12 protein-coding genes are annotated in these 11,899 nt (G+C 49.3%); 1 reads left to right on the top strand and 11 read right to left on the bottom strand.

Features of this window, described 5'->3' with window-relative positions:
• Positions 1-23: 23 nt before the first annotated feature.
• From ACM6JA_RS18130 to ACM6JA_RS18095, 8 genes are all read right to left on the bottom strand, one after another.
• Entirely contained in the window at positions 24-338 is a 315-nt protein-coding gene (locus tag ACM6JA_RS18130; RefSeq protein WP_007725309.1) for a DUF3870 domain-containing protein, read from the bottom strand.
• Between the two features lie 12 nt (positions 339-350).
• Positions 351-1,763: an ATP-binding protein gene (locus ACM6JA_RS18125; RefSeq protein ID WP_414853450.1), complete on the bottom strand. Its 1,413-nt coding sequence runs from the start codon at positions 1,761-1,763 to the stop codon at positions 351-353.
• 127 nt (positions 1,764-1,890) lie between these two features.
• Positions 1,891-2,871 carry an N-acetylglucosamine kinase gene (locus tag ACM6JA_RS18120; RefSeq protein ID WP_414853449.1) on the bottom strand — a complete coding sequence of 327 codons (981 nt, stop codon included), beginning with the start codon at positions 2,869-2,871 and terminating at the stop codon, positions 1,891-1,893.
• On the bottom strand, positions 2,858-3,682 hold the full coding sequence (locus ACM6JA_RS18115; RefSeq protein ID WP_414853448.1) for a carbohydrate ABC transporter permease: 825 nt from the start codon (positions 3,680-3,682) through the stop codon (positions 2,858-2,860). The genes ACM6JA_RS18120 and ACM6JA_RS18115 overlap by 14 nt, the downstream gene beginning before the upstream one ends.
• A 33-nt stretch (positions 3,683-3,715) precedes the next feature.
• A complete protein-coding gene (locus ACM6JA_RS18110; protein WP_414853447.1) occupies positions 3,716-4,666 on the bottom strand; it encodes a carbohydrate ABC transporter permease in 951 nt (316 codons plus the stop codon).
• A gap of 88 nt (positions 4,667-4,754) precedes the next feature.
• Positions 4,755-6,038 carry an ABC transporter substrate-binding protein gene (locus tag ACM6JA_RS18105; protein WP_414853446.1) on the bottom strand — a complete coding sequence of 428 codons (1,284 nt, stop codon included), beginning with the start codon at positions 6,036-6,038 and terminating at the stop codon, positions 4,755-4,757.
• Between the two features lie 25 nt (positions 6,039-6,063).
• Positions 6,064-7,101 (bottom strand): serine hydrolase domain-containing protein, encoded by a 1,038-nt coding sequence (locus ACM6JA_RS18100; protein WP_414853445.1) that lies wholly within the window; start codon positions 7,099-7,101, stop codon positions 6,064-6,066.
• A gap of 17 nt (positions 7,102-7,118) precedes the next feature.
• On the bottom strand, positions 7,119-7,985 hold the full coding sequence (locus ACM6JA_RS18095) for a MurR/RpiR family transcriptional regulator (RefSeq protein ID WP_414853444.1): 867 nt from the start codon (positions 7,983-7,985) through the stop codon (positions 7,119-7,121).
• Between the two features lie 210 nt (positions 7,986-8,195).
• Between ACM6JA_RS18095 and ACM6JA_RS18090 the strand changes: the two genes are divergently transcribed.
• A complete protein-coding gene (locus ACM6JA_RS18090; protein WP_414853443.1) occupies positions 8,196-9,488 on the top strand; it encodes an amidohydrolase in 1,293 nt (430 codons plus the stop codon).
• 12 nt (positions 9,489-9,500) lie between these two features.
• Here the strand turns inward: ACM6JA_RS18090 and ACM6JA_RS18085 are convergent, their stop codons facing one another.
• From ACM6JA_RS18085 to ACM6JA_RS18075, 3 genes are all read right to left on the bottom strand, one after another.
• Positions 9,501-9,959, bottom strand: a complete 459-nt coding sequence (locus ACM6JA_RS18085) for a TspO/MBR family protein (protein WP_414853442.1) — start codon at positions 9,957-9,959, stop codon at positions 9,501-9,503.
• A 682-nt stretch (positions 9,960-10,641) separates the two neighbouring features.
• Positions 10,642-11,337 (bottom strand): metal-dependent hydrolase, encoded by a 696-nt coding sequence (locus tag ACM6JA_RS18080; protein ID WP_414853441.1) that lies wholly within the window; start codon positions 11,335-11,337, stop codon positions 10,642-10,644.
• 133 nt (positions 11,338-11,470) lie between these two features.
• A complete protein-coding gene (locus ACM6JA_RS18075; RefSeq protein ID WP_414853440.1) occupies positions 11,471-11,668 on the bottom strand; it encodes a hypothetical protein in 198 nt (65 codons plus the stop codon).
• Positions 11,669-11,899 lie beyond the last annotated feature (231 nt).

Raw genomic sequence — 11,899 nt, 5'->3', positions numbered from 1 at the left:
AACCCTCCGGCTATTGGGTAGCTTTACGCTTTTTTTTCATGATATCGCTCAATAGCTGCACGGATGGCTTGCAAGACAGCTCCCTGACCAGGTGCTAAAAAACGTTCTTGGATCGCCTTTGTGATCTCCTGCATGCCATCTGCAACTGTCTTGCCTACAAGCAAGCTAACCAAAAACTCGCTCGTCTTGTCCATGACAAAGGTAAAGCTGGCGTCGCAAATCACTTCGGCGTCTACATCAATAATGAGTACGCAGCCAACCATGGTAGAAACCTCGTACAAGGTAGTTCCCTTGGGGATTTGGGCGAAGCCTGCTGTCAGTACCGTATTTTTGTTCATCCAGTCGTCCTCCTAGCTGCTGATTGGCAAGCATACCTCGACTGCCGTTCCATTACCTGGGGTGCTTATCAATCGCAGAGTCCCTCGATGGTTCTCAATGATTTTGCGGCTCACCATCAATCCCAGGCCCGTCCCCGTTTCCTTCGTCGTGAAAAAAGCCTCTCCCAATCTCGCAATCTGATGAGCCGGGATACCCACTCCATTATCTTCAAACCGAATGACGACTCGATCATCTTCACACCGCAGTCGAATGACAATTTCTCCATTCCCTGAGGTAGCTTCGATTCCATTTTTCAAAAAGTTAATGAAGGCTTGCTTCAACTGATTCTCATCGCAATGGATCAAGGGGACTTCCGATTCGAAAACGACCTGAATCATGACCTTTTTCAAAATCGCCTCCGTCTCCAAGAGCGTCACCACATGCGTGATCAGGTTGGACAGATCGCGGGCTTCAAACACAGCCGTATGCGGCTTCGCCAAGACCAACAGCTCTGTGACAATCATCTCGATCCGCGCCAATTCCGAGCTCATGATCGAGAAGTATTCTGGCTTTCTCATGCCATCCTTTTGCATTAATTGCACAAAGCCTTTTAGCGAGGTAAGCGGATTGCGTATCTCATGTGCGATCCCTGCAGCCAATTGCCCGACTAGCGCGAGTTTTTCCGAGTTTTGCAAAAATTCTTGCGCCCGTTTGCGTTCCGTGATATCTCGGATCAGTATGTACATGGAGGGCTTGTCCTGCATCGGCACGCATGTTCCACACACTTCTACCTCCGTCCGAGTACCATCCAAGCGGATCAGCTCAACCTCAATCGGCGCGGCCGTTTCCCCTTCTTCCAAAATGCGGAGGAGTCCCTTGATCTTCGGTACATCACGGGGATGGAAAAACGACTGAAAAGGATACCATAACAGCTCGTCCAAGCCGGAAGCCCCAACTAGTTGCATCCCTGCTTGGTTGACGTATTGAAGCTCCCCAGCATGGTAGATGAACGCACCTTCACCGGAAATATCCAATACTCTGCACTGTTTGGAGCCATAGCTGTTCCCAAACGAGGCCGGAAGCTTCTGCACCATCGAATAATACCCAATAGACGTGCCTTCCTCCCAAAAGGTTCCATATGTAATATACACGGGAATACTTGTCCCATCCTTATGACGAAAAGCGGTGTAAAAAGGTCTCGGATCGCCATTCATCGCAAACTGTGTTTGAAGGCGTACCATTTCCTGTTCTTCCGAAACAGCCAGCTTCCAAAATGAAGACCCTTCCCATTCTTCTACGGAGTAGCCATTCAACACTTGGCAGGCAGGATTGCCTTTAAAAACTCTACCAAATTGATCGAGCAGAAAAGTGGCCTGAATCATTTGATCAAAGAAGGAACGATAGAGATGACCACTTCTCCATCCACTGTCCAATAAGTTTTTCATCGTGCCCCTCCCTCCTGGGACGAGAAAACGGCTACTCCAAATTACGGAAATAGCCTACAACGTTCTCAAATCCTATTCTCACCCAATTTTACCCTATTCGCTCTGTTGTTTCCATCCCCCGGAAAATTTAAATGTGCGATTTTTCCAGTACCGCTGCGCTGACACGCAGTTGCTCTGCCATTTTTTCGTCAACAGCCAAGCCCAGTCTCGTAACTGCCGCAACCAGTGCTCCGACAACAGGTGATACTGCGGGAAGGATCGTTTGAAACGAAGCTCTCGCAACCAGTTGTTCCTGAAGGATTGTACCGGCAGTTAACAATCCTCCCGCCAAAACGACCGGTATAGGCTCCTGGACCTTTTTTAAGCAAGCATCGGCCAATTCTAACAAGTTCTCCACTGCTTGCATGATCAAAGCATTTGCCACCGGATCGCCTAGTGTTGCGGCTTGTTCCACGAGTCGACTCGTTTTTGCCAGCTCCATTCGCGGATTGCTTCCCCCGTAGATCAGGTTGATCAGCTCATCAGGACGTACTACGCCATAGTGGTCCATAAACAGTCGCGTCAGTACTGTCGATTCACCGCGCCCATCGTATTCGCGCAATACCGCGATTGCCGCTTTTTTGCCCAAATCAAACCCGCTGCCCTCGTCTCCTACCAGATACCCCCATCCGCCTACACGGTGCCGCGCCCCCTCTTTTGAAAAGGCACAGGCAATCGAGCCGGTACCGGCAAGGAGAACGACGCCTGGCTGCCCCCATGTCCCCGCGTAAAGAGCTGCGACGACATCGTTATCAATCAACAGCCGTTCTCCCCACTCATCGGCAAAGGCATCCTGAATTCTTTCCTTGATTTGCGGACGATCTGCACCGCCAAGCCCGATAAACAGACCGGCTACTTCTTCTTCTTTGGCACCTGCCTTTATCCTCACAGTATCAATGAGTTGGCGCAGAGTAGATTCCACATCCCCCCAGCTCCTGGAGAGCGGATTTGATGATTCCCCCACTACAATTGCCTGTACCTGCCCCGCCTCATTGCAGATCGCTGCCCTTGTCCTACTTCCACCTCCATCGATCCCGATAAACCACTTTTCCCCATTACTTGACTGCACCTGCCGTCAACCCCTCCATAAACTGCCTCGATGCCATCAAAAACACGACGATCATCGGTAAGGCAGACAACGTGAGCCCAGCAAACAGCAGGCTCCAATCCGTTTCATATTCTCCAAACAGCACCATCATGCCTACCGGAATCGTCTTGAGCGCTTCCTCTTGAATAAAAATCAACGGGAAGAAAAAGTCGTTCCACGTATGGATGAAATTAATAATGATCACCGTAGCCAAGGCCGGACGAATCAGCGGCAGTAGCACGCGCCAAAACACCTGAAAATGGCTGCACCCATCGATCCGCGCCGCTTCCTCCAGCTCAACCGGCAACGTCCGAAAGAAGCCCGTCAAAATAAAAACAGAGATCGGAATGCCACTCGCCGTATAAATCAGAATCAGCGACCACAGTGAATTCAAGAGCCCGAGATTCTTCATCAGCAAAAATAAGGGAACGATCCCCAGCTTGATCGGAATCATCAGGCCAACAATGAAAAAGAAGTATAGCCCCCCTGTCCATTTAAAGGAAAAGCGCGACAAGTAAAAGGCTGCCATCGCTGAAAAAACCGTAATCAACAAGACAGACATGGCACTGACGAATACACTGTTCCATAAAAAATCAGCAAAAGGCACGGCTTCCCACAGCTTTTTATACGTATCCAGGCTAAACGTCTTCGGTAGAGAGAGCGGACTCGCAAATATCTCCATATTCGTTTTCAAGGAAGAAGAAATCATCAGTACGATCGGATATAGCGCGATTAACGCAAATAAATACGCCAGCACATAAGAAACAGCTCTCCCACCCACAGTCATCTTCACACCGCATCCTCCTTTCCACTCAGGAACACGCAACTAGTGTTGGACTTCTCGTTTCCTCATCAAATAGAGTGACAGCGCCGACACAGATCCGACGATGAAAAACAACACGACAGCCAATGCCGAGCCGAGTCCAAGTGTGACATCCCCAGCTCCGCTGCTAAACGCCATACGATAAAAGTAAACAGCCAGCGTATCCGTCGAATAAAACGGCTCACCCATCGAGCCTTGCATGGCGTAGACGAGCTCGAACGCTTCAAACGCCTGAATGAATGTAAATATCGTCATAATCGTGATTGCTGGCATACACAGTGGCAAAATCATTTTCCACAGCATCCGCCAGCCTGTTGCCCCATCCAACCTCGCCGCCTCGATCAAATCCTCCGGGATCGACTGAAGTCCCGCCAAAAAGATCAGCATGGCAAAGCCTATGCCAAACCAGCAGTTAATCAAAATAATCGCGAGAAGCGCTGTATCCGGGTCACCGAGCCATGGTCTGGCCCATTCTCCCAGACCAATATTTGCCAAAATGGTATTGAGTGCCCCGTAATTCGGATTTAGTATTAACTTCCATAAAAACCCAATAACAATAACAGACAACAGCCTTGGCATGAAATAAGCGATCTTGAGAAACCCGGAACCTCGTATTTTGCGATAAATGAGAAAAGCCAGTCCGAAAGCGATCCCATTTTGCACAATCATTTCGATTACAAAGTAGAAGACGTTATGCCGAAAAGCATTCCAGAACATTTCGTTGAAGGGCTCTACCGTAAACAGCGTTATGAAATTTTGCAGTCCGACAAAAACCCCGCGCTTGATGCCATTCCAGTCGTACAAGCTATATAAGAATGCCGAAAAGATCGGGTACACGACAAACAACGTATAAATAACAAGCGCGGGCAGCGGAAACAAGTGAATCAGCCAGCGCACTTGCCCCTTTGTTCGAATGCTTTTCCAGTTTACCGTCTGTCTCTCGATGATACCCACCCCTTTTTTACGAAAATCATCGCGGCCTGTTCGGAAGCCGGGAGTGAACCCACCTCGGGTCCACTCCCCTTTTTCCGTCTGCTATTTTCTACTTTTTAAAGGGAGGAAACCAGGTAGCCGCCGACTTTTGTACTTCTTCTACGACTTGCTCAGGGGTGAGCTTGCCTAAATACATGCCTTGGAGGGCGTTTTCCAATGTTTGCTTCGTGGTCGGTTTTCCTTCCGCGAAGTTGACGACCATCAAATAAGGTGTGGCGCTTGATTGGGACAGCTCTGCCATCTTGTTTACCAACGGATCGTCTGTCGATACACCTGGCACCGCGCTGATTCGTTTGAACTGATTCGCGAATAGCTCCCCGAACTTTTTCGTCGCCATGAATTCCATGAACTTCAATGCCTCTGCTTTGTGTTTGGACTTGGCATTGACGGCATAGGAACCATCGACCCAGGTTGTCAGGACTTGTTTTCCGTCATCGGTTGGCATCGGGAAGAAATCAAGTGGCAAATCGGGGTTGAGCTTTTTGATTCCTTCCAGTTCAAAGCTGCCATTGATGAACATCGCTGCTTTTTCCGTGGCGAACAACGTCCGCATATCATTCAATTCGAGACCTACATAATTTTCCGGGAAATAAGGGATAAGTTCTTGCATACGCTGCACGGATTGGAGGAACTCGGCGCTTTTCAGGTCACTTTCTCCTTTTAGCAGCTTGTCGAGATAGTCCGTTCCGCTGTAGCTAGCTGGAGCAATCACACCATGACTGAGAGAGAGAAGCCAGCCTTCCTTTGCTCCGAAAGAGATCGGGACGATTCCTTTCTCTTTCAATGTTTTGGCTGTCGCGATCAGCTCATCCCAGCTTTTCGGTGCCTGGAGTCCGTTTTGCTCGAAGATTTTCTTGTTGTAGTAAAATTGCGTGGAGTTCAGGGATAGTGGGACACCGTAGACTTTACCATCTTTACCTGTAGCCGCTGCGAGAACGTCTTTTGGTATGGTAGATAGGCCTGGCACATTGTCGAGAGGCTCCAGATGTCCAGCTTCAGCCAGGGTAATCCCCGGAGCATAGGGACGCAGCTGCAAAATATCTGGACCACTGTCGCTTTGGAGCGCCGTGTTTAGGATGGTATTGTACTCCGTTGCTTTGAATGGTTTGAAGTCGATCTTGATATTCGGATTGTCTGCCTCAAAAGCCTTGATGATGGCTTTGTAGCCCTCTGTGTCTTCTACACGCCAGCTATGCATCGAGAGTGTTACCTGCTGTCCTCCACCCTGCCCGCCGCCAGACGGTGTTTCGGTTCCTCCACTGCTACATCCTGTCACTACCATAACCGCAGCCAACACGATTGAAGCTACATAGCGAAAACGAAATTGCTTCATGCGAAACCCTCCCCTTTTTCTTCCCTTAGGTCTGCAAAAGCTGGGCCGTAACAGCATCGTGCAAAATCGGTCGTAATTGCCGAAGCTGATGATTGCGGCCTAGATGAACGGCGTTAGTGAGAAAGATGACAGCAAACTGTTGCTCCGGGTCGATCCACATACTGGTTCCAGTAAAGCCCGTATGCCCGAAGCTCTTACGATGCAAGCCGCTTCCACAGCTCAAGGTGGTGGACGCTTGATTGAGCTCCCAGCCATACCCTCTACTCCCCCCTGCTTGTTCTGTATGATTGCGAATCGCCAGTTCGTACCATTCGCTCGCAAGTATTCGCGAATCTTGGTACAACCAGCTCATCGCGTATCGGCACAAATCGTCAGCTGTTGAAAATAGTCCAGCATGTCCGGCAATCCCTCCCATCGCAAATGCTTTCTCATCATGAACCTCGCCTGTAATGTAGGCGTTGGTGAGGCTACAATATTCAGAAGACGCAATATTCCGATAAATTTGTCGATTCGGACAGTAGACGGTATGTACCATGCCCAATGGGGTGAAGATGCGGCGAGTAACAAACTGGTCCAAGCGCTCTCCGGTTACTTGCTCGATAACGAGGCCCAACCAGATCATGCCCAAATCACTGTAAACTACCTGGGCCCCTGGCTCGTGAATCAATTCTTGCGCATACAACAACTCTGGCAAATCGATTTCGCTATCGCGCCTTCTCTCTGCCAAATCTGCCGGCATTCCTGAGGTATGCGCAAGCAGCTGCGCGAGCGTGATCCGCTTTTTATCAGCGGGACAATCGGGAAAAAATCGACCAATCTGATCATCTAGCGCTACCACTCCCTCCTGCACGAGCAAGAGGATAGCAGGCAGCGTCGCTGTCACTTTGGTGAGCGACGCCAGGTCAAACATGGTATCCGGCGTCACCCGCTGGTCTTTGGTGATACTCGTCGTTCCGACATCACACGCATACCAGATACGACGATCACGTACGATTCGCAAGGCAGCTCCCGGCAGCAAACCGTTGTCCACCCATCCTTGCAATAGCAGCTCCAGATCGTCCATGTCTTCCCTCCCTTCTCCTACGTCGATGAGCGTTTCGTTCGACTGACAGCAAGCCTTGATTTTTCCAACAGGGGTATGACTTGCTCTTGCATCCTGCTGATCATGGTAATAAACAAAATATCGATGACGTTCAATTGAGCAATGCGTGAAGCCATGGCTCCACTGCGAATGCTTTTTTCGACCGAGCTGGTGAACAGCCGGATGTTGGCTAGTTCGGCTACTGGCGAGGGGCCGAATTTGGTCAGGGTAATGATGGTCGCTCCCTGCTGCTTGGCCTCCGTCAACGATTGAATAATGTCTTCGGTCTGTCCTGAATAAGATATACCGATGACCACGTCTTTTTCCGTTAAAGTGACTGCCGACGTCAATTGTGCGTGAAAATCCGAATAAGCCTCACACCACAAGTTAATCCGCGAAAATTTTTGCCGGATATCGTCAGCAATGACTGCCGATGCACCGACGCCGTAGACATCGATCTTCCTGGCTACCGACAGCACGTCGACTGCTTTCTTTACTTCTTCGTTGGACAAGACGGAGAGCGTATCCTGGATGGATTGAATATTGTTCCAGCTGACCGCTTGCATAATCGATTCAACTGAACCCTCCATCATAATCTCCTGATAGCTGCCTATCGCCGTCTGTTTCGTCAAATCTCCCGCGACGCGCAGCTTTAGCTCCTGATATCCCTTCATATTAAGAGAGCGAGCCAAACGGATAATCGTCGCCTCAGAAACCCCACTAAATTCTGCCAGTTTTTGGACAGATAGCTTCACGACATCTTCCGGGTGAGCCAGGATATAATCAGCGACTTTTCGCTCCGAAGGCTTCAATTGATCCAAGATTGCTTGTAGGCTGACAAGCCCTCCATTTAACATATGTGACATCGCTTTCTTCCCCCAAATCTTATCTACATTTTATGTAGCATTATTTCTCTCGTCAATTGTTATCTAATAAACAATATTTCAAAATCACGAAGCTCAGCACAACACTTCTGATTTTGTTCTCTCTTTTTCTAAAAATTCCCTCCTTGACTTTCTCGCGGCGTCAAGCCTTACGCTTGCATCGCTAACAGGAATAAAAAGGAGGAATTTCCCATGAAAACGTTACTGATTAAAGACTGCATGATATTGACGATGGTTGAGGGAGAGAAGCCATTTCTCGGGGATATTTGGATCGTGGATGGTCGAATCGCCAAAATCGGACCATCCCTTGAAGAGGAAGCAGACCGTGTCATACTGGCTAAAAATAAAGTAGCGATGCCCGGTCTCATCAACGCGCACAACCATGCCAGCATGTCCTTGCTGCGTGCTTTTTCCGATGACCTCAAGCTGATGGATTGGTTGGACAAAAAGATGCTCCCGGCTGAAGCTCGGATGACAAGAGAAGATGTCTACTGGGGAACGACACTGGGGATCGCAGAAATGATCGCTTCTGGCACGACCGCTTTTGCCGATATGTACGTGCATATGGATGCTGTTGCGCAAGCGGTACTTGATTCCGGGATACGCGCTTCCTTGACTCGCGGCATGGTCTTTTTCGAGGATGACGGTGGACGACGAATGACCGAAGCCTTAGACCTCATCGACAACTGGACGGGGGCTGGCGATGGCAGAATCACGACGATGCTCGGTCCGCACGCTCCTTATACGTGCCCGCCGAAGCCTCTGCAAGGAGTCATCGAGCTTGCCCGCGAGCGCCAGATCCCGCTCCACATCCATCTGGCTGAAACGATTGAGGAAGGAAAGAAAATCCGGACCAAGTACAATCAGACTCCCACGGAGTATTTGCATGAACTGGGTATGTTCCACGATACGCACGTCTTGCTCGCGCATGCTGTTCATTTGAATGAATCCGATGTCGCACTTCTTCGCGGGATGAGAGGCGGCGTCGCACATAATCCTGTCAGCAATTTGAAGCTCGGCTGCGGCATCTCCCCTGTCAGAGAGCTGATCGAGGCTGGGGTCACTGTCGGGATGGGAACAGATGGTGCTGGCAGTGCTACGACTCTCGATATGTTTGCCGAGATCAAAGCCGCAACTTGGATGCAAAAGCTCAAGCACGGCGATCCGACGGTACTGCCTGCCGAAGCAGCCTTGCGCATGGCTACCATCGAAAGTGCAAAACTGCTTGCGATCGATCACGAAGTCGGAACTCTGGAAGCTGGGAAAAGAGCTGACCTCATCCTGATCGATCTGGATAAACCGCACCTGCAGCCTGTCCATGACATCCCTGCCCTGCTTGCATACAGCGCGACGGGAGCCGATGTGGATACAACCATTGTGAACGGAGAAATTTTGATGCATCAGCGCCAATTCCAAACCCTCCATTGGGAGGAAATAAAGAGAGAAGCGACATCACGAGCCAGCCGACTCGTCGATGGTCTGTAATTGCTATTGTGCTCACAGGTTGAGCAGGCAGAATCCAATCGCGAGACACATCGCAAACACGCTCCACATGAAAGAGGGAATGAGCAGTGAGGATGCGATTTTGTGGTGGGGACGAATGGCGCGAATGAGTACCCATGTCGAATACATCACCAGAATGGTATCCAGCGCAGCCAATACGAGCAGTTGATAACCGATAAACAACACGAAAAAAAGTTGATGAAAAAACCAATTGATTCCATATAGAAGCAAATGCTCGCGGTCTATCTGCCTCGTTCGAATCAAGATCAGTAACGACCATGCTATGAGTGCATATAAAATGAGCCAGATGATACGAAACAAGTAGATTGGCGGTGTTCCATTGGGCTTGGCAAGGGAATCATACCAGGCCCCACCGTCTGGAAATGCAAGACCACCTAGTGAATAGAGGACCACTCCCGCCAGAAATAGAAGAATATTGTGCACCAATCTCATCCAGGCAGTCACTCCTTTCCTCTTCTTTCTCTTCTATATCTATGAGTGGTCCTTCTGTTTTCATGCTAGTTTCAGAGATTTCTTTTTGGTATGGGAAAAAAAACTGGTACGTTGCCGTAGTGCCTGGGAGGAAACAGGAGAAAACGCTCAGCTTCTTGTCCCACCCGCTGGGGGATTGACTGCCCGGCTCCATGAAAAAAAGCGAAACCCGCGTCCAAAGTCGTCCATTCAGGGGGCGTCTCAGAGGTGGACGCTAAGAGCTTGTTTCTCTTTTTTTCATTGCGCCTCGGTCGGTGTACCAAAGATCTTCGCTTATTTCTCCTGTTTCCTCTACGAGCTTTCCGTGTTAAACGGATCTTAGATGCCTTAAAAGATTGAAGAATGTGCTCAGTTACGTTAGATAAGAATATTTCCAGTCGTAGCGACTTGTGGAGTCCTACCAAGCGGAGAAGGGATTTGCGGGCAACAGAAACGCAACGTGCCCTCGCGACGAAGCGGCTACCACTTTTGCGTTTCCCCGCAAATCCCTTCGGAGCGGGCAGTCCAGCCTCCCCGCGGGACGGAGCCTGGAGCCTAGACTGGAAATATTCTTCTCCCCACCGCAGCCACATACATAGCAACTCCATAAAAAAACCGCTAATCTCATCCTCCTAGATTAGCGGTTCTATGTATCTATATCGAGTTATGGCAAACGCAATGTCTCTCCTGGCTTCAATGCCTTGCCTCTGATGTCTTTCTCAGCAAGCTCGGCTACGAATGCTTCCCCATCCTGTTTGATCGGCGGGAATGTATCGTAATGAATGGGCACAACAATATCGGCTTGTACCCACTCGGCAGCCACGAGTGCATCCTCAGGTCCCATTGTGAACACATCTCCAATCGGCAGGAACGCCAAATCGATGTTATGACGCTCTCCGATCAGCTTCATGTCACCGAACAGTCCTGTATCCCCTGCGTGATAGATCGTTTTTCCACCCAGTTCGATCACAAAACCCCCTGGCATTCCCATGTACACGATTTGTTTCTCATCATCCAGCACGACACCAGAGCTGTGGAACGCCTGTGTCATTTTCACTTTTCCAAATGGCAGTTTGACAGAGCCTCCCAGATTCATCGAGATGGTCTTGACTCCCTGCCAGCTCAAATAGGTAGCAAGCTCATGGGTTGCAACGATTGTCGCATCGTTTTTCTTGGCCAACTCTACCGCATCCAGAATATGATCTTGGTGTCCATGTGTCAGAAGGATGTATTGCACAGAGATGTCTTCCAGCTTGGTTGCTGCCACTGGGCTTCCTGAAATAAATGGATCAATCATGATCGAATGCCCTTCACTTGTTACCTGCACGGAAGAATGTCCGTGAAACCGAATATCCAACATAGTGGTACCCCCTCTATTAGCAGCGTTTTTTCAGTCCCTTTTATGTTACCATGCCACAGGGTGTAAAGAATAGGAAAGGCCGTCGATCACTCGACAGCCTGAGAAACAAATCCTAATTTTCTACAATCAGTACTTAGCAATCGTCGCCGTCATGCTCTGTAACAGCAACAATTTTCGAATCACGAATAATGGTGCGGCGATTACCATTGCGCTCTTCCAAAATAATGGTGGTCGATTTTACTTGTACCAGACGGCCGAAAAAAGTGCCGTCTACTGTGGCAACCCTAACATTTCTACCTTCGAATTTTTTTACTTGGTCTTTAAATCCCATGGTTAATCCCTCCTTCTCATGCATCCTATGAACATTTGGCATAGCCCTACTGAGCAAAAGCGGAGTCAAAGAGAAAATGTACTTGTACCCGTCCGTCATTTGTCCTCATTTTGCTCTACACTCTCTTACCAACTTTGTCGTCTGGTGACAAATTGACGTCAAAACAGCCCTCCGTTTACGAACACTGTGAGATTTTGTCGCACGATTCCACAAGGAAAACCATTTTCACAT

This window comes from Brevibacillus sp. IT-7CA2 (genome assembly GCF_949767855.1).
Lineage (GTDB): Bacteria > Bacillota > Bacilli > Brevibacillales > Brevibacillaceae > Brevibacillus.
This window is presented reverse-complemented; position numbering and strand designations above follow the sequence as displayed.